The organism is Sandarakinorhabdus sp. (assembly GCF_987265915.1).
The window spans coordinates 851,739-875,053 of the sequence record NZ_OZ503948.1; the positions used below are offsets into that span (position 1 = coordinate 851,739).

At 65.3% G+C, this 23,315-nt stretch carries 17 protein-coding genes; 6 read left to right on the forward strand and 11 right to left on the reverse strand.

Going from position 1 to position 23,315, the window contains the following annotated elements; translation table 11 throughout:
- Positions 1-8: 8 nt before the first annotated feature.
- The 5 genes from AC6UUM_RS04030 to AC6UUM_RS04050 all read right to left on the reverse strand — a co-directional run bounded on the left by AC6UUM_RS04030 (position 9) and on the right by AC6UUM_RS04050 (position 5,597).
- The gene (locus AC6UUM_RS04030) at positions 9-1,226 is read right to left on the reverse strand and encodes an acyl-CoA dehydrogenase family protein (RefSeq protein ID WP_500804057.1); all 1,218 of its coding nucleotides are present in this window, start codon (positions 1,224-1,226) and stop codon (positions 9-11) included.
- Position 1,227: 1 nt separating this feature from the next.
- Complete coding sequence (locus tag AC6UUM_RS04035) at positions 1,228-1,623, reverse strand: Zn-ribbon domain-containing OB-fold protein (protein WP_500804058.1); 396 nt, start codon at positions 1,621-1,623, stop codon at positions 1,228-1,230.
- Positions 1,623-2,777, reverse strand: coding sequence for a thiolase family protein (locus AC6UUM_RS04040; RefSeq protein ID WP_500804059.1), 1,155 nt, complete (start codon positions 2,775-2,777; stop codon positions 1,623-1,625). Before AC6UUM_RS04040 ends, AC6UUM_RS04035 begins: the two co-directional genes overlap by 1 nt.
- Positions 2,774-4,402: an AMP-binding protein gene (locus AC6UUM_RS04045; protein WP_500804060.1), complete on the reverse strand. Its 1,629-nt coding sequence runs from the start codon at positions 4,400-4,402 to the stop codon at positions 2,774-2,776. Before AC6UUM_RS04045 ends, AC6UUM_RS04040 begins: the two co-directional genes overlap by 4 nt.
- A 220-nt stretch (positions 4,403-4,622) precedes the next feature.
- On the reverse strand, positions 4,623-5,597 hold the full coding sequence (locus tag AC6UUM_RS04050; protein WP_500804061.1) for an AraC family transcriptional regulator: 975 nt from the start codon (positions 5,595-5,597) through the stop codon (positions 4,623-4,625).
- A gap of 188 nt (positions 5,598-5,785) precedes the next feature.
- Here AC6UUM_RS04050 and AC6UUM_RS04055 point away from each other — a divergent pair, with 188 nt between their 5' ends.
- Entirely contained in the window at positions 5,786-7,909 is a 2,124-nt protein-coding gene (locus AC6UUM_RS04055; RefSeq protein ID WP_500804904.1) for a TonB-dependent receptor, read from the forward strand.
- A 5-nt stretch (positions 7,910-7,914) separates the two neighbouring features.
- Entirely contained in the window at positions 7,915-8,832 is a 918-nt protein-coding gene (locus tag AC6UUM_RS04060; RefSeq protein WP_500804062.1) for an alpha/beta hydrolase, read from the forward strand.
- Positions 8,833-9,044: 212 nt separating this feature from the next.
- Here AC6UUM_RS04060 and AC6UUM_RS04065 read toward each other — a convergent pair whose 3' ends face one another.
- Genes AC6UUM_RS04065 through AC6UUM_RS04080 form a run of 4 tightly spaced genes read right to left on the reverse strand, consistent with a single transcriptional unit; the run spans position 9,045 to position 13,517 of the window.
- Positions 9,045-10,400 (reverse strand): MFS transporter, encoded by a 1,356-nt coding sequence (locus tag AC6UUM_RS04065; protein ID WP_500804063.1) that lies wholly within the window; start codon positions 10,398-10,400, stop codon positions 9,045-9,047.
- Positions 10,397-10,834: an SRPBCC family protein gene (locus tag AC6UUM_RS04070; protein ID WP_500804064.1), complete on the reverse strand. Its 438-nt coding sequence runs from the start codon at positions 10,832-10,834 to the stop codon at positions 10,397-10,399. The genes AC6UUM_RS04065 and AC6UUM_RS04070 overlap by 4 nt, the downstream gene beginning before the upstream one ends.
- Positions 10,831-12,927 (reverse strand): beta-glucosidase family protein, encoded by a 2,097-nt coding sequence (locus AC6UUM_RS04075; RefSeq protein WP_500804065.1) that lies wholly within the window; start codon positions 12,925-12,927, stop codon positions 10,831-10,833. The genes AC6UUM_RS04070 and AC6UUM_RS04075 overlap by 4 nt, the downstream gene beginning before the upstream one ends.
- Before the next feature lie 23 nt (positions 12,928-12,950).
- Positions 12,951-13,517, reverse strand: coding sequence for a TetR/AcrR family transcriptional regulator (locus tag AC6UUM_RS04080; protein WP_500804066.1), 567 nt, complete (start codon positions 13,515-13,517; stop codon positions 12,951-12,953).
- Between the two features lie 145 nt (positions 13,518-13,662).
- Here AC6UUM_RS04080 and AC6UUM_RS04085 point away from each other — a divergent pair, with 145 nt between their 5' ends.
- The 4 genes from AC6UUM_RS04085 to AC6UUM_RS04100 are packed head-to-tail and all read left to right on the forward strand — an operon-like array spanning position 13,663 to position 19,826.
- Positions 13,663-16,158, forward strand: coding sequence for a TonB-dependent receptor (locus AC6UUM_RS04085; RefSeq protein WP_500804067.1), 2,496 nt, complete (start codon positions 13,663-13,665; stop codon positions 16,156-16,158).
- Position 16,159: 1 nt separating this feature from the next.
- Positions 16,160-17,509 carry a sulfatase-like hydrolase/transferase gene (locus AC6UUM_RS04090; RefSeq protein WP_500804068.1) on the forward strand — a complete coding sequence of 450 codons (1,350 nt, stop codon included), beginning with the start codon at positions 16,160-16,162 and terminating at the stop codon, positions 17,507-17,509.
- On the forward strand, positions 17,506-18,309 hold the full coding sequence (locus AC6UUM_RS04095) for a phytanoyl-CoA dioxygenase family protein (RefSeq protein ID WP_500804069.1): 804 nt from the start codon (positions 17,506-17,508) through the stop codon (positions 18,307-18,309). Before AC6UUM_RS04090 ends, AC6UUM_RS04095 begins: the two co-directional genes overlap by 4 nt.
- Positions 18,306-19,826 (forward strand): hypothetical protein, encoded by a 1,521-nt coding sequence (locus tag AC6UUM_RS04100; RefSeq protein WP_500804070.1) that lies wholly within the window; start codon positions 18,306-18,308, stop codon positions 19,824-19,826. Before AC6UUM_RS04095 ends, AC6UUM_RS04100 begins: the two co-directional genes overlap by 4 nt.
- Before the next feature lie 87 nt (positions 19,827-19,913).
- Here the strand turns inward: AC6UUM_RS04100 and AC6UUM_RS04105 are convergent, their stop codons facing one another.
- Complete coding sequence (locus tag AC6UUM_RS04105) at positions 19,914-21,416, reverse strand: carboxylesterase/lipase family protein (protein WP_500804071.1); 1,503 nt, start codon at positions 21,414-21,416, stop codon at positions 19,914-19,916.
- A 41-nt stretch (positions 21,417-21,457) separates the two neighbouring features.
- Positions 21,458-23,296 (reverse strand): glycogen debranching N-terminal domain-containing protein, encoded by a 1,839-nt coding sequence (locus AC6UUM_RS04110; RefSeq protein WP_500804072.1) that lies wholly within the window; start codon positions 23,294-23,296, stop codon positions 21,458-21,460.
- Positions 23,297-23,315 lie beyond the last annotated feature (19 nt).

Consider the following 23,315-nt stretch of genomic DNA (forward strand, 5'->3'; position numbering starts at 1 on the left):
TCCCGCTTTTACTGGTGGTCGAGCATGCCGAGGATGCGCTTGGCGATGACATTATACTGGATCTCGGTCGATCCGCCGTAGATCGTCGAGGCCTTGCCGCCGAGCCAGCTGCGCACCCCGGCCAGTTCCGCTGCGCTGAAGCCGTCGCCTTCCCAGCCGAGTGCCTGCAACCCGCCGAGCTCGATCATCAGTTCGGCGCGTTCCTGCACCAATCGCGTGCCGACGGTCTTCAGGATCGAGCTGACTTCGGAGACACCGCCGGCCTTGGCCTCCTGCGTCACCCGCGCCGCGGTGAGCATGAAGGTGCGCCATTCCATTTCGAAGCGAATGACGCGCAGCCGCAGTTCAGGATCGGCGATGCGGCCATTGGCATCGACACCCAGACTGGCCTTGGCGACATCGGCGAGCGACGGCCCCATCAGGCCGGCGGCGCGGCCGCCGGCGCCCGAAATGTTGGTTCGCTCGTGCTGCAACAACCGCTTGCCGATCGTCCAGCCCTGGCCTTCGGCGCCGACGAGATTTTCCTTGGGCACCTTCACATTGTCGAAAAACGTCTCGCAGAACGGCGAAACGCCTGAGATCATCTGGATCGGCTTGACCGTTACCCCAGGCGATTTCATGTCGATCAATACAAAGCTGATGCCTTCGTGCTTGCGGCTGCGGTCGGTGCGGACCAGCGCGAAGCACCAGTCGGCCCATTGCCCGCCCGAGGTCCAGGTCTTCTGGCCGTTGACCAGGTAGTGGTCACCCTTGTCTTCGGCAAAGGTCTGCAAGGCGGCGAGGTCGGACCCGGCGCCGGGTTCGGAATAGCCCTGGCACCAGCGGATATCAGCAGTGCAGATCGACGGGATGTGACGCAATTTCTGCTCTTCGCTGCCATATTCGAGCAAGGTCGGCCCGAACATCATGATGCCCATGCCGCCGATCGGGCTCCATGCACCCGCCCGCGCCATTTCCTTCGACAGCACGGCCGCCTCGGCCTTTGACAGGCCGCCGCCGCCATAGGCTTTCGGCCAGGTCGGCGTGCCCCAGCCTTTGGCGCCGACCGCCTTGCGCCACGCCGTCCCGTCCGGCCCGGCGCTGTCGGCACCCTGCGGCGTCATCATTGCGCCACCCTTGCCGACGAGCGATTTGGGGAAATTGACCTCGAGCCAGCTTCGGACCTCTTGGCGGAAATCGTCGAGCGGATCGCTGTTGGGCAAGGGGGCGGCGGCAGCAGTGGCCATGTCAGTCTCCAACCGTGAACATCGGATAGGGCGCGCCGCCATCGCTGGCGACGAATTGCACCCGCACGCGCTGGCCGATCGCCAGCGTGTCGGGGTCGCAATCTATGATGTTGGTGATCATCGTCGGGCCTTCATCGAGCGTGACATAGGCCAAGGTGAACGGTGCATTCGGGCCGCGTCGCAGCGTCGACAGCGTGTAGATTTCGCCAAGGCCGGCGCTGGTTTCCCAGACAGTGTCGGGCGAGCCGCAGAACGGGCAGATCGTCCGCGGGTAATAATGCGCCTCGCCGCACGCCGTGCAGCGCTTGATGAGCAGGCGGCCCTCGGTGGCGGCGTCCCAGAACGGCTTGCTTTCGGGGTTGACCTCGGGGGCCCGCAGTTTGCGAATGTCCGCCATCACTGCCGCTCCATGATCAGCGTCGCGGCGCCGTGGCGCAACCCCAACGATCCGCCGATGCCGGTCGCCACGGCCAGGTCACAATTGGGCACCTGCACCGCCGGATGCGCCTCGCCGCGCAATTGCCGAACCGCCTCGATGACCTTGGTGATGCCGCCGCGATTGGCGGGGTGGTTGTTGCACAGCCCGCCGCCATCGGTGTTGAACGGCAGCTTGCCGACCCCCGAAATCAGATTGCCATCGGCAACGAAGCGCCCGCCGTCGCCCTTGGCGCAAAAGCCGAGATCCTCCAACTGCATCAGCACCGTGATGGTGAAGCTGTCGTAGATCGAGGCATATTTGATGTCGGCCGGGGTGACGCCGGCCTCGGCGAACGCCGCCGGCCCCGATCGCGCCGCCGCCGACGTCGTCAGATCAAGCCCGCGGCCGCCGTTGGGGCCCTTCACGGCCTCGCCGGCGCCGCGCACTGCCACCAGCGGGCGCTTCAGGCTGCGGGCGATTTCGGGGGACACGACAACCAGCGCGCCGCCGCCATCCGACACGACACAGCAATCGAGCCGGCGCAGTGGATCGGAAATCATCGGCGAGGCAAGCACATTGGCGACGGTAACGACATCGCGCAGCATGGCGTGCGGATTGTGCTGGGCATGGTGTGACGCCGCGACCTTGATCCACGCCAGTTGTTCGGACGTCGTGCCATATTCGTGCATGTGGCGCGCTGCGCACATCGCGTAACTGTTCTGCGTCGATGCCCCGACCCAGCCTTCGAAGCCGCTTTCAGGCGCGCCGGGGCGAAGGCCACCAAAGGGTTCGGACCGCGGCCGCCCGGCGAGCGTGATCAGCGCCACCGAACATTTGCCCGCAGCGATCGCGGCAGCCGCATGGCCGACATGCAGGATATACGACGATCCGCCGGTTTCAGTCGAATCGACATGGCGCGGCGTGATCCCCAGATAATCGACCATCGACATGGCGCCGAAGCCCGGCGCATCGCCGGCACAGAAATAGCCATCGACATCGCGCAGCGACAGCCCGGCATCGGCAAGCGCACCGCGCGCGCATTCGGCATGCAGCTGCGGCGTCGAATGATCGGGGGCGAGGCGCAGCGGATGCTCATAGGCGCCGGCGACATAGGCCTTGTTGCGAATGGTCACGCCACCTTGTCTCCAAAAGCTGCCAGCGCGCGTTCCTTGACGACCTTGTAATCAAGCTTGCCATTCGGCGCGCGCGCCACGCTGTCGACGATCAGCACGTGGCGCGGCGCCTTGTAGTGCGCGAGCAGCGCCTTGACATGATCAATCAGTTCGCCGCCCTCCGGCGCGTGGACGCCGGCCATCAGATCGACCAGCGCCACGACCCGTTCGCCGAAGCGCGCATCGGGCAGACCAGTGACGGCGGCGTCGCGCACGGCGGGGTGGCGCTTCAGGGCCTCCTCGACCTCTTCGGGAAAGACTTTTTCGCCGCCGGTGTTGATGCATTGCGAGCCGCGGCCGAGCAGGGTCAGCGTGCCATCGGCGGCAACCTCGGCCCAGTCACCAGGGATCGACCAGCGCCGCCCTTCGATTTCAGGGAAGGTCGCCGCGGATTTGACCGGGTCCTTGTAGTAACCGACCGGCAATTGCCCGCTGACCGCAACGCGACCGCGTTCAGCCGATCCCGGTACGACGCGCCGCCCGTCTTCGGTGAACAGCGCACAATCGGGGCCGAGCGCAAAGCTTGCCGTGCCGATTTCGGCCGTCGCCGTCATGACCGACGTGCCGAGCCCCAACGCTTCCGACGACGAAAACGCATCGGACAGCATCACCTGCGGCATGTGGCGGATCAGCCCCAGCTTGTTTTCACGGGACCACATCGCCCCCGATGAGGTGATCAGCGCCATGTTCGACAGGTCCCAGCGCCCCGGGTTTGCGTCGAGCGTTTCAAGCAAAGGCTGGGCAAAGGGCTGGCCGACGATCGTCAGCCGCGACGCCCTGTGGTGCGCGGCGATGTCCCACAACGCGGCAGGATCGAAATGGCCCTGCGGCAACAGCAGCACAGTGCCGCCAGCAGTCAACGTCGCCATCGCAGTGAGCATGCCGGTGCCGTGCATCAGCGGCGGCGCGATCACCGCCTTGGGACGCGCCGGCATCGCCGCGGCACGCGGCCCGGCCGCGTCGGCGCTGGCGAGCGGGCTGACGCCGGTCAATGGATTGGCACCGTAATTGCCCTTGGCCAGCAGATCGCCCTGCCGCCACATCACACCCTTGGGCATGCCGGTGGTGCCGCCGGTGTAGATGAACATCATGTCGTCACCGCTGCGTCCCCAGGGTGCGACCACGGGGCCGGGCACTGGCGCCACCGCAGCATAGGCGATTGCCCAGTCGGGAATCACCTCGCCCGCCCGGGCAATCGCGATCCAGCGCTTGACCAGCGGCAACTTGGCGCGAACCGGCGCAATCACATCGGCATAGCCGGCTTCAAACACCACCGCTTCAGCATCGGCATTTTCGAGCAGATAGGCAATCTCTTCGGGGCCATAGCGATAATTGACGTTGAAGGGCACCATCCCGGCCTTGAAGGCGGCGAAGTAGGCCGTGAGATACTCGGCGCAGTTTTGCGTATAGACGGCGATCTTGGCCTGGTGGCCGAGCCCGTCGGCAAGAAACGCTGCGGCAAGACCGTTCGCCTTGGCATCGAAATCGCGCCAGCCAAGCGCCTTGTCGCCCTGAATGAAGGCTGGTTCGTCGGGCAAGGCGCCGGCGATCGATTCCCAGATATCGGCGTATGACCAGACGCTCATACCATCGGCCTGCAAAACCGTGGACGCCGCGGCAAGGGTTGCGAACACAGGAACAGCATTGCGATCTCCCCGGCGGGCCGCTTTTGCGCGGCTCAATGCAGCATTTTGTTCTGCATCAGAGGCGAAGCGTCAAGGCTATCACAATGACCGTTGCAGGCTGCCAGGCGCTTGCCACGCCGTTGATCCGGCCGCCATCGCCCGGCTGATCCCGGTAATTTGGCTATTGCCGAGGCCCGGCCCGACCCTTGGACGCCCGCAATTGACTGGGCGCGGCGCCGAACCAGCGGTGCGTGGCGCGGCGCAGGCTGCGCGCTTCGGAATAGCCAAGCCCGGCGGCCAGATCTTCAAGGCCCAGCTCGGTCTTCAGTGCCGCCAGCGCCTGTTGCTGGCGGACCTGGGCGATCAGCGCGCGATAGCTTTGGCCCTCATCGGCCAGCCGCCGGCGCAGCGTCGCCACCGAAAGGCCCAACACGCCGGCAAGCTGTGCCTGGCCCAGCGGCGCCTGCCACAGCAGATCGAGCGCGCGTTCCGTGGTGGTGGCGCGCGCCAACGGCTCGGCGGTGATCTGGCGATAGGTTTCAAACATCAGGCTGGGCCACAGATCAAAGCGGTCGGCAACGATGGTGAGTGCCGCTGCGCTGGCCGGATAGACCAGCACCACATCATCGCCCTGCCACCGGACCAGGCAGCCGAGCAGGGCATAAAGGCTGCCAGCGGCCGGTGCCGGCGCGGCCGGGGCGATCAGGCGGCGGGGTTGCAGTTGCTGCCCGGTCATCCAGCAGCAGGCGGTGTGGATCACCACCACGACCATTTCGACATAGAGCGCACGTTGCGGCGGCGCGCCGGCCAACCCGGCAAAGGCCATGCGCAGATCATGGCCGTGCCGCACCTCCAGCGGCAGATCCGGCCAGACGATCCGCGCTGCCGCGGCCAGCCGCGCCAGGCCATCGCCAAGGTCGCGGCCCAGTCGCATCGCCGCCAGCAACAGGTGGAAACTGCCATCAGGCACCGTCTTTGGCCCGATGGCATGGCGTTCATCGCCGGTCTGATCGATGTTGTTGCGCAGCAGCCGCCAGAAATCGAGGTGGCCGATCGGGCTGCCATCAACGGGCATGCCGGCCGCGCCAAGCATCTGCCGCGCCGGCGCATCGCCCAGCAGCGTGGCCAGAAAGGCAAAGGGGATCTGCGCTGCCATCGCCAGCATGCTGGCCGAGTCGCGCCGAACAGGCAATGACTGATTTGAGCGAATATGTCCGACGATAGTGCCCGTTCCTGTCCTTCCTGCTGGCGGTCGCTGCGGCCTAGCCTTGTGGCAACGAAAAGAAATGGGGAGGCAAGACCATGCACGGCGGTTGGAGGCTGGGAACGGCAATTGTGGCGGTCATGCTGGGCAATGCCAGCGCCGCAGCACAGGTGGTGGCAGATGTGGCGGCGACCGAGGCGGACGAGATCATCGTGACTGCCGAGCGGCGCAGCACGCGGGTGCAGGATACGCCGCTGGCGCTCTCGGTTCTGCAGGGCGATGCCTTGCGGCGCGGCGGCAACCAGGGCCTCACCGAATTGGCGCAGCAGGTGCCGAGTCTCAGCTTTGCGCAGAGCTTTGGCATTGCGCAGATTTTCATCCGCGGGGTTGGCAATAATTTCTTCTCGCCCGGCGGCGACCCGGGGGTCGCCACCTATGCCGATGGCGTTTATCTTTCGGATCAGGAGGCGACCGCTGTGGCCTTCCTCGATCTGGCCCGTGTTGAGGTGCTGCGCGGGCCGCAAGGCGCGCTCTATGGCCGCAATGCCACCGGCGGCGCGGTGAATCTGGTGGCCAATGCCCCGACCGATACGCTGGATGGCCGTATCGGGCTGCAATTGGGGGATTATGGCCGGGTGCAGGGTGATGTCGTGCTGTCGGGCCCGGTGGGCGGCGGCATCACGGCGCGGGCCAGCGTGCAATATCGTCGGCTGAACGGCTTTTCGCGCAATGAACTGGCCGGCACGGCCGGCGCGCGGGCCCGCGGCGATGCCGAAGACAGCCTGGGCGGGCGTCTGCAGGTCGCAGTGCCGCTGGGGGAGGGCCGCCTGTTGCTGACGGCCAATGGCTATACCCAGAATGATGCCGGGCCGGCGCTGAAGATCCTCGCCGATCCGTTTCCGCACCCGGCCGAATTGCTGTTCGGCGTGCGCCCGTCAAATGCGCCGCGCAGTTTCCAGAGCCAGGGGGCCGTCAATCGCCGTGATGTCTGGTCGGTCACCGGCCGGCTCGAACAGCCGTTGGGCGCGGCGCAACTGGTGGTGATCGCCGATACGCGCGGGTCTTCGCGCGCCATCACCTATGATCAGGATGGCACCGCGCGCAGCGTCGCCACAACGACCCTGGACACCGACAGCCGCCAGACCAGCCTGGAGGCCTATCTGCAGGGCAGCAGCGGCCGCCTCGACTGGTTGGCAGGTGCCACTTGGCTGCGCTTCCGCCAGAGCCGGACCACCTTTGTCGATGGCCTGCTGCCCGGCGCGATTCTCAATCCGCAATTGCCGCTGAACTTCCCGATCCCCTACGCCTTTGCCGGCGGCGGCAGCGTCACAACCGAAGCCATCGCGGGCTATGCCGATGGCAAGCTTGCCGTGTCCGACACGGTCTCGCTGCGCGTTGGTGGCCGTTACAGCCATGATCTCAAGCGCGCGAGCGAGTTCCTGACGTTCCTGGCGCCCACCATCAATGGCCAGCAGCGCGAAGGCTGGGGCGAATGGTCGGGCAAGGCGGGGATCGATTTCAAGCCGTCGAAGGGGACATTGCTCTATGCTTCGATCGCGCGCGGTTTCAAATCGGGTGCCCTCAATGTCGGGGCGTTCACCCCGCCGGTCGATCCGGAAATCAATGTGACCGCCGAAATCGGCGCGCGCCTTTCGGGGGCCGATTGGTCGCTCAATCTGTCCGGTTACACGTCGGACTATAGCGGGCTGCAGATCGTGCAGGTTGGCCCCTTGAGCCAGATCCTGGCCAATGCCGCGTCGGCCCGCATCAACGGGGTGGAACTGGAAGCCAGCGCCAAGCCGGCGCCACGCCTGACGCTCACCCTGTCGGGCAGCTGGATGGATGCCGGCTTTGGCACATTCACCTCCACCGATCAGCGGCGCGGGTTCCAGGCCTTCAACAATGCGGGCAATCGCCTGCCGCTGACCTCGCGGTGGCAGGGCTCGCTGGCAGCGGCCTATCGCGCACCGCTGCGGGGCGACAGCAGCCTGGAACTCAACGGCCGGGTGCAAGTGCGTTCGGAATATTATTTCACCGAATTCAACACGGCCGATGCGCGCCAGGGCGGCTTTGTCCGTATCGATCTGGGCGCCGCCTGGACGAGCGCTGATGCCAAATGGGTGGTGAACATCTTTGCGCGCAACCTGACCGATCGCCGGATCCTGTCTTCGCTGGCCGTCGTCTCGCCGCTGCTGGGATCGGTGCGTGTGGCCTCGCTGGAGCCGCCGCGCCATTTCGGCATCGGCCTTGAACGGCGGTTCTGATGGTCATGCGTGCTGATCTTGCCGCCGTACACGCCCATTTGCGGCGACCACCGCCCGACGGGCTTGATCCGATCGCCGCCATGCGCGCCATGGTCGAGGATTATGGCATGGGCTGCGCCGGGCCGGGCCTGGACGCGTGCCGGGTGCAGCCGGTGCAGATCGGTGACATGGCGGCGCTGTGGCTGGTCCCCCCAGGCAACGGCGATGCGCGCACGGATGAGGCCCGCCTCGTGTATCTGCATGGCGGCGGCTGGCTGGCCGGATCGCCGGCCAGTCACCGCGCCATCGCGGCCGAACTGGCCCACCGCACCGGCCAGCCGGTGCTGCTGCCGGATTATCGCCTGGCGCCGGAACATCCCTTTCCGGCCGCCCTGATCGATGCGGCTGCGGCGCTTGTCCATGCCGCCAACCATGGCCCGGATGCTGCCGGCCCGGCGCGGCGCCTGTCGCTTGCCGGGGATTCGGCCGGCGGCAATCTGGCAGCCGTGCTGGCGATGGGTCTGGGGCCAGTGGCCCCACTGCCGCCGATCGATCGGCTGGTGCTGATCTGCCCGTTCCTGGCGGTCGAGCGTGTGGAGGCCGGCTTCATCGGCGACGCCGATGATCCATCGGTGTCGCCCGAGGCCATGGCCATGGTGGCGGCGCTTTATGCCCCTGACTTGGCCGCCCATGATCCGCGCATCAGCCCGCTGCATGCCGATGCCACCATGCTGGCAAAATTGCCGCCGACGCTGGTGCAAGTGAGCGCAGCCGAGACTTTGCGCGGCCAAGCGCTGCAATTCACGCAGCAACTATGGGCGCATCAGAAATGGGCGCGCCTGTCGCTCTGGCCGGATATGCCCCATGTCTGGCACGCGTTCATCGGCGGACTTGCGGAAGCCTCGGCTGCAATACAAGAGGCAGCCCTGTTTCTGGCGGATTGACGCCATCGGCGACCAGGGTTCGCGCCTGGAACGGTGATTGCGCGCGCCATGCCGGTCAGCGGCTGGGGTTGATAGGGCCGCGGCCCGGCGCCTGGGTAACAGGGATTTCGCCGTTGCCGGTGCGACGGACAAGAGCGCCAGCTTCTCAGGCGTTGGTGCTTGCGGCAAACCCGGCGCGGTTCAAGGCGCCAGATATTCTGACGACGGGCATGTCATGCCGACGTGCGTTGCCCGCTACGCGCGGCGACGGCCGCAACCAGTTCAGCATGGCGTTTTCGGTCAATTGGATAGCGAGCGATCACCAGCGCACCAACGATCCCGAGCGACGCCGGAGCAACCCACATCAGCAGGCGCATGGAGGCCAGGGTTGCATCGGTTTGCGGTTGGTTGGCGGCATAGCCGATGTAGCCGAGCAGCTCACCGAGGAGGCCGACGGAAACACCCAGTGCTGCCTTCTGGATGAAGCTGACCAGGCCGAAGATCATCCCTTCGGCGCGCACGCCGCTCTGCCATTCGCCATATTCGACCGTATCGGGCACCATGGCCCAGAAGCTGAGATAGGTTGCGCCAGCGCCCAGGCCAAGCAACACAAGCGCTGCAAACAGCAGGGAAATATCCGAGCCCGCCGCGGCGAAGGCCAGATAGCCGGCAACACCGATCAGCCCACCAGCAAGACAGACGGTGCGTTTCGAGCCGCGCCGCATGAGGATGCCCCAGACCGGGATGCTCAGCATCGCACAGGCGGTGATGGTTGCGAGCGCCGGCCCAATCAGATCAGCGCGGCCAAGGCCGTATTTGAACACATAAGGCAAGGTCTTGCCGAACATCGTCGATGCAGTGGAACCCGCCATCAGCCAGCCCGCCACGATCCAGAACGGCCGGTTGCCGGCGATCATCCGCCACAGTCCCGACGCATCGGGCAGCGGTGCTTCAGGGTCCGGCTTGTCTTCGACCGTGGTCAAGAACACCCCGATGTGCAGAACGGCGGCAACGGCGCCATAAAGCATGGCGGCCAGCAGGAAGCCGCGCATATCATCACCGCCGCCCAGGCTGCTTGCCAGTTTGAGGGTGAAAAAGGCGATGAACAGACCGGCACCGGTTGCCGCCAGCATGCGGATGCCGGCAAGAATGCCGCGCTCGCCGCTGTCGCTCGTCATCGCGGCCGACAGTGACAGATAGGGCATCGAAACGACCGTATAAAGCGTGCGGAAAAGCATGTGAGCAGCAAGGGTGAACAGCACCAGCGATGTGCCGGTGAGACCGGTTGGCCAGAACATCAAGACCCAGCTTGCCGCCAGTGGTACGGCACCAAACAGGATATAGGGCCGATAGCGCCCCCAGCGGCTGCGGGTGCGGCTGGCCAGATAGCCCATGACCGGATCGGCGACGGCATCCCAGATCATCGCAGACGCGAAAATCCAGCCGGCCGTCGCTGCCGGCAGGCCAAGCACATCGGTATAATAATAGAGAAGATACAGCGAAGCCGTAGTGAAATAGAGATTGAAACCGATGTCGCCAATGCCATAGCCGATGCGCCGAAAGCGCGGCAGGGGGGCGGCGTTCGTCATGCCTCGCAGCGGCGCTTCAGGGCCTGGTTGAAGATCAGGAAATTGGCCCGGATCGTCTCGCCATGAGCCGCCAGTATTTGCCCGGCCTCACGGCCGCTGAAATGTTCGAAATGATCGAAGTGCGTGCCTGAACCGGCCGCGCTGACCCGGAAATGATGGTCGCCCTTCCAGGCCGATCTGTCAGACAGGCCGCCTTCCCAGGCCATTTCCGGAAAGGTGGCCGACGCGATGTCCACAGGCTGGACGGCGGCCTCGGTGCCCGGCCGGTGCATGGCGTGGACCAGGATGGTGGTGCCGGCCATCGCACGGCCCTCGATATGGACAAGATAGGGGTTCCAATCGGCATAGCCGGCAAAATCAGTCAACACCGCCCAAACCCGATCCGGCGGAGCCGCAATATCGATCTCGGTGGTGATCGAGAATGTAGCGGTCATAGCGCGACCACGGCCGTCTGGGCCGCAGCAGCTTCAGCGGTATCGGCAATGACAAAGCGCCAGGCGCCGGGCTCCAGTTGCCAGCCATGCGTCGCCGGATCACGCCAGCGCAGGCTGTCGATGGGCACCGAAAGCGGCACGATGCAGGTTTCGCCGGGTGCCAGGCTGACGCGGGTGAAGGCCGCAAGGCGGCGCGGCCAGCACGGATCGATGCCGCCGGGGGCTTCGGCCCACAGCAACACCACATGGTCGGCCGTGCACTTGCCCTTGTTGGTCACGGCCACCGTGCAGGCGATGCTGTTTCCCTGCCGCCGCGCCGTCAGCGCCCGCGTCGTGAAGTTGGCATAAGACAGGCCATGGCCAAAGGGGTAGCGCGCCGATTTGCCTTCGCGTGCAAGCTTGGCATAGCCGTGCCAATAATCGTAGGTTACGGCCACGGCATCGCGATCGAAGGCCGGGTAGTCGCTGGCGTTGCGGGCAACAGTGAAGGGCAGCCGGCCCGAAGGGCTGATGTCGCCAAGCAACAGGCTGGCCAGCGCGGTGCCGCCCTCCATGCCGCTGTAGAAGCTCTGCAGGATGGCGTCGGCCTTGTCGTGCCAGGCTTCGACCATGACGGCAGAACCCGCGACGAGCACGACGATCACCGGCTTGCCGGCAGCGGCTGCGGCCTCGATCAGCGCCTTCTGGTCGGCAGGGATGCCAAGATCGATCCGGTCCCCGCCGATCGCGAAATTGCGCCGCTTGCGATTTTCCCGGATCGCGGCTGCAACTTCGGATTCTTCCGGTTCGGTGCTGGTATCCTGACCCAGGGTGATGTCGCCTGGAATAAATTCGCCTTCCTCCGCCGCTGTGTAGCCGGCGAAGATGACCACGGCATCAGCGCTGGCGGCCGCGGCCGCTGCGGCGGCGAGATCGCTTTCATCGCCGGTCACGATGCGATCGGCGCCGAGCGCTGCCTGCAGGCCGGCGAGCGCCGTGACGATGTGCGGCGGCCGCACCCGGCTGGAGCCATTGTCGCCGGTGTTTTCAATGGCCGCGAGCCGCCCCAGCACGGCCAGGCAGCGAATCCGCGACCGATCGAGCGGCAGCACGCCGTTGTTGCTAAGCAGGACTGCCGATTTTTCGGCCGCTTCGCGCGCCAGTGCGACATGCGCCGGGTTGGCCACCAGCGACAGCGGATAATCGGGCAACGGATCTTCGGCGCAGGCAAAGCGATACAAGGTGGCCAGGATGCGCCGGCAGGCGGTGTCGATCACTTGGGGTTCGATGCTGCCGGCTTCGACCGCGGCGACAAGCTTGCTGCCGAACACCAGCGGTTCCGGGTTTTCGACATCCAGCCCGGCCGCTGCACCATAGGTCTTGTAGACGCCCATTACCCAATCGGAATGGACAAAGCCCGAAAAACCCCATTCGCCGCGCAGGATATCGGTCAGAAGATGGCGGTTCTGCCCGGCATATTCACCGTTGACCTTGTTGTAGGACGACATCACCGAGGCGACGCCAGCATCGATGATGGTCTTGAAATGCGGCAGATAGATTTCGTGCAGCGACCGCTCGTCGATGCTGACATCGACCTTGAAACGGGTGTTCTCCATCGAATTCAGCGCATAATGCTTCACCGTCGCGCACACATTATGGGCCTGGATGCCCAAACCCAGCGCCGCCCCCATCGCGCCCAGGTGGCACGGATCCTCGCCATAGGTTTCCTGCGCGCGACCCCAGGCCGGGTGGCGCAACAGATTGACACAGATCGCGCCGTTGAGATTGCAATCCTGCGCCCGGATTTCGATGCCCATCGCCTCGCCGATGCGGCGCTCCAGATCGACATCAAAGGCAGCCCCGCGTGCCATGGTGCACGGAAAGCAGGTCGATTGCCCGCGTGCGACACCGCGCGGACCGTCGGTGAAATAAAAGGCCGGCACACCCAATCGTTCAATGCCGCCACCGGCCCGATAGGGGCGTGCACCCCACAGCCCGGCATCGGCCTTGATGGCGGCGAAAAAGCCCTTGCCGGACATCATGCCGACCTTTTCGGCCAGACTTGCTTCAGCCAGGATCGCGTCGATCCGGGCGGCAATTTCGGGTTCGGACATATCTTTGACGGGCGCAAGATCAGTCATGTCGGGGCCTTTTCGGCTTGCGAAAGCGCCATCAGCAGCGATCGCTTCATCAATGTGATCGAGGGGCGCAAGGCGGCTTCGGGCGTGCCAAGCACGAATTCGAGGGCCAGCCCGCGCAGCATGGCGACATTGTGGGTCAGCACGGCATCCGAAACCGCCCTGTCGGTGATGCCAGCGGCGGCAAACCGCGCGGCCTGGGCGATTTTCGAATTTTCCGAAATCGCTGCAAAAATCGGCAGTACGGCCGCCGCCAATTCGGGATCGGATCGGGTTGCCAGCCTGATTTCGGTCTGGGCGATGCCGCCGGCGGCGCGAAACTGCACCCAGGCCGTTTCGGCGATGGCCATCATTTGCGCCACAGGGTCTGAAATACCCGCGACGGCTTGGCGGTAGGCGGCAATGTCGGCGGCATAGCTGGCCTCCACGACGGCCGCCATCAGCGCTGCCTTGTTGGGAAACTGGTGCAGCATGGCACCGCGCGAAACGCGGGCCAGATCAGCCACCAGAACGGTTGAGGCGGCGGGATAGCCAACCCGGTTGAGGGCATCGATGGCCGCAGCCACCAACCGGTCACGCGTTGTGGCAGATCGTTCCGCTTGCGTTCGGCGTGGTCGCGGTGCCGGCGCCGCGGCAGAAGGTGCCGCCGCCAGCTCCGTCCCAAACGCCGGTTGTTGCAATGGCATCCCGTTCCCCCGTGAGCCAGACAACATGTGCCTGCACCAATTTGCAAGTGCCGTCGGCAATCGGCAATCGGAAACTGCAGAAAGAAACAGGATTGACTGTTTTGTTCAAAAGGCCGGAGATTGCAGCTGGCGAAATCGCGGCCTTTCGAAGGATCGCGGTGCCAACGGGGAGCTCAACCAGATGTCGACAAAGGTCCTGCGCGCATTTTTGCCCTTGTTGCTGGCAACCACGGCGCCGGCGCTGGCTCAATCCCAACCAGCGGCGCGCGCGGTCGCAGCGGCAGAGGACAACGCGCCGGTCGAATCCGACATGATTGTCGTGACCGCCCAACTGCGCAGTGAAAGCCTGCAGAATGTGCCGCTGGCCATCAGCGCCGTTTCAGGTGACATGCTGTTGGCCAGGGGCATCAACAACCCGACCGATTTGCGTTTCGTCTCCCCCAGCCTCAACTTTGCGAACAGTGCCAACACGCGCGGCGAGGGACTTTCAATCCGCGGGGTTGGGACCAACATCTTTGGCGACGGTGTCGAACAAAGCGTTGGCGTCGTTGTCGATGGCATTGCCATGGCGCGCAATGGCATGGGCACGATGAGCATGATCGATGTCGATCGTGTCGAGGTGCTGCGCGGGCCGCAGGGCATGTTGTTCGGCAAGAACGCCAGCGCCGGTCTGATCTCGATTGTCACCCACAAGCCGGTGCTCGGCGAAAATTCCATCCAGGCGGGTGCGTCCTATGCCACCTTGAACGATTTGCGGATCAATGCAGTTGGCAATATTGCCATCGGCGACAAGGGCGCCTTCCGCCTGGCCTATTCGCGGACGGATCGCGATGGCATCATCGACAATATCCTGCGCAACGAAACGCTGAACAACCGCAAGGAACAGATCGTCCGGGGCTCGCTGCTGGTCGAGCCGGCTGATGGGCTGAGCGTGCGGATCATCGGTGACTGGTCGCAAAGCAATGCGCGCTGTTGCGCCTGGACGGCGCGATCAGCGGCGCCCGGGCAGACATTTGCCGTGCTGAACGCGGCGGCCGGGATCATTCCGGGCCCGGAAAACCGCCGCAATGCCGCCGGCGCCGCGTTTTTCCAGAATCTCGATCAGTGGGGCGGCTCGCTGCAGATCGATTATGAGTTCAGCTTCGCAACGCTCACTTCGATCTCGGCCTATCGCGAGTGGATCGCGCGTGACAACAATGATCCCGATATCCTGCCAATCAACGTGCTCGATATAAACAGCGGCGATACCAAGGTGCAGCAGACCAGCCAGGAACTGCGCCTGACCTCGCCCGCCGAACGTCCCCTGGAATGGACGCTGGGCTTTTTCTACTTCGATGTTGATAACAAAGGTGGCAATACCCAGGCTGGCACCTTGGGCGTCGCGCTGCCGCCGGGTGCCACCTTGGGCAGCACGCGGCGCAGCGAGACATACAACACCAACGTCGCTGTCTATGGGCAGATCGGTTACACCCTGTTTGACCGCCTGAAGATCAGCGCATCGGGCCGCTATACCTGGGACACGCTGCAATTCGATTGGCGGCAATTCCAGGCCGATGGCACCATCGGCGCCTTTCCGGGCCGCTTCAGTGGCAGCACCAGCGGCGCGCGACGCTTCAATCGCAATTTCTCGTGGCGCGTCATCGGCCAATATGGCTTCAGCGATGACATCTCGGTCTTCGGATCGGTGGCACGCGGCTTCAAGGGCGCCGCCTATGATCAACAGCTGGTGTCGGCGACGCCGGTGTTCGTCGAACCGGAAATCCCGACCAGCTATGAAATCGGGCTGCGATCACAGTTTCTCGATCGCAAGGCGACGATCAACCTGACCGCCTTCAAGACCGATTTCCGCAACTTCCAGGCGCAGGCTTTTGATCAGAATGTCTTTCCGGCGCGGTTTACCACCGTCAACGCCGGCGGACTGACCAGCCAGGGCATCGAAGCCGAACTCAATCTGCGGCCCATCCGCGGGCTCAGCCTGAATGCGCAAGCCACCTATCTCGACACCGAATACACGGATTTCCGCAATATCGCCTGCTATATCGGCCAGCCATTGCTGGCCTTTGGAACGGTGCGCACCGACCCGCGCCAGTGCATCCGTACCAGCGCCGCGGGTGCCGGCGTCACCGAAGGCACCGGCCTGCCGCTGACTGATGCGCCGAAATTCACCTATACGCTGGCGGCTGCCTATGACGTGCCGGTCGGCAAAATGGTGGTCAACCTTGGCGCGAACTGGTTCCACCGCAGCAGCGTGACCTATTCCAGCAACGGCGATCCGGGGCTGGTGCAGGATGGCTATGGCTTGCTCGGCGCCAATATCAGTGTGCGCAGCGAGAATAATCGCTGGCGGGTCTCGGTGTTCGCGCGCAACCTGCTGGATAAGGATTTCGTCAGCCGGGTGATCAGCCAGCCTGTGCTCAATTCGCCGGCGACGGCGCCACTGGGTTCCTATGCGCAGTTTCCCAGCGCCGATGCCCGGCGTATCATCGGGGTTTCGCTGGACCTGAAGATCGGAGGTCGCTGATATGACCAAAATCCGGGCGCTGGCAGGATGGTTGTTCGCCAGCCTGATGCTGTTGCTTGGCTCAGCGGCCCAGGCTGCCGGCCCCAACATCATCGTGATCCTGGCCGATGATCTGGGGCTTGGCGATGTCGGCGCCTATGGAAACCGGCAGATCCGCACACCCAATATCGACCGCATCGGCCGGGAGGGCGCCCGGCTCGATCAGTTCTTCGCCAGCGCCAACGTTTGCACACCGTCGCGGGCCGGGCTGTTGACCGGCCGTTACCCGGCCCGCGCCGGCTTGGCCGATGGCGTGATCTTCCCACATTCCGATTATGGCCTGCCGGCCGGCATGACCACGCTCCCCCAGGCGCTGAAGGGGGCCGGCTATCGCACCGCCATGCTGGGCAAATGGCACCTTGGCGCCAGCGATGCCGCCTGGCCAACCAATCATGGCTTCGATCGCTTCTGGGGTGTCCCCTATTCCAACGACATGAACCCGCTGCCGCTCTATCGCGGCAAGGCCGTCATCGAACCGGTCCTGACCCAGGAGACATTCGCCGCCCGGATGATGGACGAGGCGCGCGCTGTCATCGCCGAAAAATCGGATCAGCCCTTCTTCCTTTATGTTGCCCAGATCGCGCCGCATGTGCCGCTGCGCCCGGGCCCCGCCTTTCGCGGCAAATCCAGGGCCGGCGTTTATGGCGATGCGGTCGAGGAAGTGGATTGGACGGTGGGTGAAATCCTGAAGGCGGTGAAGGCCGCCGGCAAGGACCGTGACACGATCATCATCTTCACCAGCGACAACGGCCCCTGGTGGGAAGGCAGCGCCGCGGGTCGCCGTGGCGGCAAGGGTGGCACCTTTGAAGGGGGCTATGCCGTGCCGATGCTGGCGCGCTGGCCGGGGCACATCAGACCCGGGACGCATTCGCCAGCGATCGCGATGAACATCGATCTGATGCCGACCTTGTGCGCGATTGCCGGCGCGACCCTGCCGGCCGGCCAACCGCTCGATGGCCGCGATATCCTGCCGATCTTGCAGGGCGCCAAGACATCGCCACACGATCATCTGCTGTTTTTTGCCAATGATCAGGTTGCAGCGGTGCGCACCCAGGATTGGCGGCTGCTGCAATCGGCCTACTACCTCACCATCTACGCACCGCTTTACCGATATGGTTACAACCTGCTGTTCGATGCCAACAACGATGCCGGCGAGCATTACAGCCTCGCCGACCGCCACCCCGATGTCGTCAAGCGCCTGACCGCGATCGCCGATGCCGCGCGCGCCGAGTATGGCGCCATTGCGCAGCAACATACCGATCCGTTTGCCAAAAAGCCGGCAATCCTGCCGACCCCGGACATCCGCCCATGATCACCGCCGCCGAACGTCTGGCCTGGGATCGGGATGGCTATTTCATCCGGCGGGGCTTTGTTGATGCGGCAACCGGCGATGCCATGGCCACTGCTACCATCGCCGCGTTGCGTGCCGATCCGCCCGCTGATCACCCCGGCGAGCCGGCGTGGCAGACGCCTGAGGGCCTGCTGGTCCAGCCCGAGGCCAAGCCGGTCGCGGGCGCGATCATGCCCGAGGATCATGTCGCCAAGGTTTTCAACACGCATTTCGCGGGGCCAGCGCGTGATTTCGCGATGGATGTGCGCTGCGGCGATATCGTCGGTGGCCTGATCGGCGGTGATGTCGATGTTTTCCAGTCGATGTTCATTCTCAAGAACCCGGGCGCCTGGGGCCAGCCCTGGCACCAGGACAGCCATTATTTCCGGTTCGACCAGCAACCCCAGGTTGGGCTGTGGCTGGCGATCTCCGACGCCACGCTCGAAAATGGCGGTCTGATGGTCCTGCCGGGCTCGCATCGTCATCCATTGCACGCCCATCACCCTGATCGTCGCCCCGGGGCCAACCACGGTTATACCGAAATTCATGATGTCGACGTATCCGCCGCGGTGCCAGTCACGATGGCTCCGGGCGATCTGCTCGTGTTTCACAGCTATCTGATGCACAAATCGGTGGACAATGGGTCGAACCGGCGGCGTTTGGCGATGGTCTATCACTACGGCAGGCGCGGCACCCGCAACCTTGCCGATGCGGCGACCCAGGTGATGCAACGCCGCATCCTGCACTGGCAGCCGGTGCCGCAATCGGCGCCAGCGGCATGATCGCGCGGGCTTGCACCGCGGCACTGCTGCTCGCCGGTGCGGCCGCTGCGGCCCCGGTTGATCCGCAGCAGCTTGCCGTCGCCGGCACGGTGGATCGGCATTTCCAGTCCTACAATATCGAAATGGTCGAAGTGACCGGCGGCCGCTTCTGGAAGCCGTACCGGCTGGGCCCGCCGACATCACCTGCCGATCGCTATGCGATGCGCCCGCCCATCGACCTTGCCAATCCGCGGTTGCGGATGCTCGCGGCGACGTTGGGCCCGGCCTATGTGCGGATCAGCGGCACATGGGCGAATGCCACATGGCTTGCGCCGGACGATTCGCCGCCCGCGACACCGCCGGCCGGCTTCAACACCACTCTGACGCGCGCGCAGTGGCGCGGCGTCGCCGCGTTCCTGGCGGCGGTGGATGGTGAACTCGTGCTGTCCTTTGCCGGCAGCGCCGGCGTGCGCGATACGGATGGCGTCTGGCAGCCAGACCAGATGCACGCCCTGCTGCGCTATTCCAAGGCACTGGGCATGAAGCTTGCCGGCGCCGAATTCCTCAATGAACCCAATCTGGTCACGCTGACCGGCGCACCTGCCGATTATTCGGCAGCGGATTATGGCCGCGATTTCGGCCGGTTCGCGGCGGCGTTCCGGGTCGCGGCGCCGGGTGCACGCATCCTTGGCACAGGCGGCGCCGGCGATGGCGGCTTTGTGGAAGAATTGGCCAAGGTTGCCGGCCTGCGGTTGTTGCCGTCAGCGGCGCTGCTCGCGGCCGCGCCAACCCCGGTGGACGTCTTGTCCTACCATCATTATGGCGCGCTTTCGCAGCGGTGCGCGACCAGTGGCCCGCTGTCGGTCACACCGGCAGCAGCGCTCGATCCGGCGTGGCTGGCGCGCACCGATACGACGCTTTCGGTCTATCAAGGCCTGCGCGATCGTTTTGCGCCAGGCGCGCCGATCTGGCTGACGGAAACGGCCCAGGCCGCATGTGGCGGCAGCCCCTGGGCAGCGACCTTTGCCGACGTGCCGCGCTATGTTGACCAGCTTGGCCGGCTGGCCCGCCAGAATGTGCAGATCGTGATGCACAACACCTTGGCGGCGAGCGATTATGGCCTGCTCGACGAGGATGATTTCATGCCCCGGCCCAACTATTGGGCGGCGTTGCTCTGGTCACGTCTGATGTCGCCGACGGTGTTGAAGATGGAGTCATCAAATCCGTCGCTGCGCCTGTATGCTCATTGCCTGAAGGGCAAAGCTGGCGGCGTCGCGTTGGTCGCGATCAACCTGTCGGCAGAGGCCGAGCCGCTCCAGTTTGTCGGCGAGGGCTTGTCTTACACACTTGCCGGCAGCGATTCCGGCAGAGGCGCGGCTCTCAATGGTCAGCCGCTGGCACTGGATCGTGATGGCAGGCTGCCGCCGCTGCTCGCCCGCCCGGTCACGCGCATGATCAGCCTGCCGCCCGCCAGCGTGACGTTTGTCGCCATCCCATCTGCGCAAGCATCCTCATGCGAACTGCGTCAAACGCCGTGAACCAAGCGGGTGAGCGGCCGCAAACGCCCGGAAAATCTGGCGAGATTGCCACCAAAGCGCTCTGAAGGATCAAGGATGCGCCAGCCATCATCGCTGGCCCAGGGCGCCTTCGCGCACAAAGCCATCCAGCACCGCTGCGCCCGGAGTCGGGCGCACGTTCGGCGCAACGTCGAAGTCCATCAGCGTGTCGTCGGCTGGCGCATAGCGCGGCCATTGCGGGCAGGCCCCGCCGGCCGGGTCGCCCGATGTGATGAAGTTGCGCCAACAGGTGATCGCGACATCGGCCATCGCCCGGTCGCGCGGCGTCGCGATCGCGCGCAGCGGCGGTATGCGATCGAGCGAGGCAAACACCAGCGGCAACTCCTCCCCGTGCCCGACACCGGCGCGCGTTGCCGCCAACCGCTCGTAACGATAGCTGAAGCGGTAGAGCCACGTCGGCGCGACCTTTGCCTGAGCCGCAGCGATCATGCGCGACGGCGCCTCGAACCACCCGAGCTGGAACGCGGCATTGCCCGCTGCCACAGGCTCCGGGTTCAACCTCGCCATCAGCTGGGGATGGCGCGCGGTCATGCTTGCCGCGAGCTGGGCCGGATCGAGGCCAAGCGACGGCATCAGCGTGGCTTCGTTGCTGTTGAACCCGATCAGCAGCGGCACCTGCGCCGCGCTGCCGCGGACAATCGCCTCGAAGGGCGCGCTCGACAGCGTCACGCCGTCGCGCACAAGCCCAAAGCCGGGTGCATCGAGCAGATGTTCCGGCTGCGCCGCGACGATGCGCTCGACAGGCAGGGCGCGCAGGCTGGCAGCGCTGGCGGGCTCACGCTCGCCGAGCATCCGCCGCGCCGCCTCTTGCCCGGTGTCGCGCGCCGCTGACAGCGAGGGCAAGGCCGCCATGTGGAAAGCGCTTTCGACGATCGCTTGCCTGAACAGCCCGCGCGAGCCTGGCGCGGCAAGATGCGCCAGTACGGATCGCCCGCCGGCGCTCTCCCCCATCAGCGTGACCTTCGCCGGATCGCCGCCGAAGCGCGCGATGTTGGCCCGCACCCAGCGCAGCGCCGCCTGCTGATCAGCAAAGCCGAAGTTGGCCAACGTCCGCGCGCCGCCTCCAAGCGCCGGATGCGCGAAGAAGCCGAGAAAGCCCAGCCGGTAGTTGATGCCGACAAACACGATGCCACGACGGGCAAATGCCGTACCATCCGTCAGCGGGAAATCGCCAACCCCCGACACAAGGCTGCCACCGTGAATCCAGACCACCACCGGTGCGCGGGCGGCATTGCGCGGGCGCCAGATGCTGACGTGCAGGCAGTCTTCCGACGGCGCGGCGCGCGGCAAGCCGAGGATGGGCCCGGCCCCCGCCTGGGGACACGCCACCGCCGGCCGGGTGGCGTCGAGCGGCATAGCGCGGCGAACAGCGGGTTGCGGCGCACGCCACCGATTCGGCCCGACAGGCGGCGCCGCATAGGGAATGCCGCGAAACACCTCGATCTCTTCCTCGATCGCGCCGCGCACCGGGCCTTCGCGTGTTGGCACAACCGGCGATGCCGCGGTGATGGCGGATGCCAGCATCAGCAACAGGGGAGTCGAAATCGTCATGCGTGTCTTGTCCTGATGTCAGCGGCAAAGTCCGGTTCGGTTCAGGCCGGCCGCTGCAGATCGGCCATCAGTGCCGCCAGCAAGGGCAGTGACGCTGCTGCCCAGGCCTGCGGCTGGCAAGCATGTGTGTATTCGGTTGGCGGCAAGCCGTCGATCCGCACGGTGCCGGCCACCAGTTCGGGCAGGCGGTGATCTGGTCGCGCCGCCGCCAGATCGAACAGCGCCGTTCCCACGCGGCGCAATTCGGCAGCAAACCCATAACGGTGGAGGCCCCAGGCCAGCAGCGCCGTATCGTGCGGCCACACGCTGCCATTGTGATAGGAAACCGGATTGTAGCGGGCTTCCCCAGCGCCCAGCGTGCGCAGCCCCCAGCCGCTCCAGAGTTCCGGCCCCATCAACGTTGCGACCAGTCGCGGGGCGATATCGGCAGGCACGATCCCGGTCCACAACAAATGTCCCGGATCGGATGACAGCACACGCAGCGGCATGCCTTCGGCATCGATCGCCATGGCATAGCTGCCCAGATCGTCCAGCCAGAACCGGCGGTGGAAGGCCGCAGCGAGACGGTCAGCGCGGGCATCGAGGGCTGCGGCACGCGGGTGATCATCCAGATGCCGGCAAAAGCCCGCTGCGGCCCTGAACGCGGCAAACGCATAACCCTGCACCTCGGCCACCGAAAGCGGGGCCGGGGCAGGGCGGCCATCGGCGTGGTTCATGCTGTCAGCCGAATCCTTCCACGACTGCACGGTCAGCCCCGATCCTGACGGGGCAAAGCTGAGCAGGCCCTCGCCATCATCATTGCGCTGTTCGATCCACGCCAGCGCAGCTTCCCACGCACCGCGCAGTTCGGTGATCGGCGCAGGATCGCCGGTGGCGGCAACCAGTTGCGCCAGCGCCATGACGAACAGCGGCGTGGCATCCACCGAACCAAAATAGCGACCGAACGGAATGCGCCCCGTGCGGCTGAGTTCGCCGGCGCGCATTTCATGCAGGATCTTGCCGGGTTCTTCCTCGCGGAATGGATCGACACGCGTGCCCTGGCGGGCCGCCAGATGGCGCAGCACACCATGCAGCAACGCCGGTTGCTGGCGGGCCAGCATCATGCCGGTGATCAGCGCGTCGCGGCCAAACACCGTAACGAACCAGGGCATGCCCGCGGCCGGATAGAGGCCACTGGCGGTGGTGAACAACAGCAGGCGCACATCATCGATGGCGCGATCGAGCGCGCGCTGGTGATCCGGGCGCTGCAAACGATGGCGGAATCCCGATCGCCAATCGGCATAGCCGGGCAACGGCAGCTGCGCGGGCGGATCATCGTCGGCGCGGGTGACAAGACGCACCGCCAGTTCCCGGCGTTCGCCAGGGCCCAGCGACCATTGCCACGCGGGCGCTTCATGGCCGGCGGTCGCCGGTTCGCTGAAGCTGAGTTCAACCGCCATGGCGACGCCGTCGCTGGCAGTTGCGGCCAGCATCAGGCCCGACGGGGCGACGGTGCGCGTGACCGCCATGACCGACGCGCCTGAGCGCAAGAGGGCGGCAAACAGATCGCGGAAATCGCCGGCGACATCGAGTGTCACCGAAATGGCCTGGGGTTCGGTGCTGCAATTGTGCAGTTCCCAGTGATCGTGCAGCCCATCGGGATGCATGGTGAGGGTGCGGATCAACGCCACCTGCTGGGCACGATCCGGCCCAACCATCGCCAGATGCTGATGCAGTCGATTTTCCCTTGTAGTGCACAGCAACGGCCTGGTGGTGCCGAAATGCCATTGATAACGCGCCAGATACCGTGTGTCGCGCCGATACAGGCCATCGCGGTCACCCGCGGCAGCGCCGTCACCATCAAGGCAAAGGCTGGTTTCATTTTCCTTCAGGCGATGCATCGGGCCCCCACATGATCAA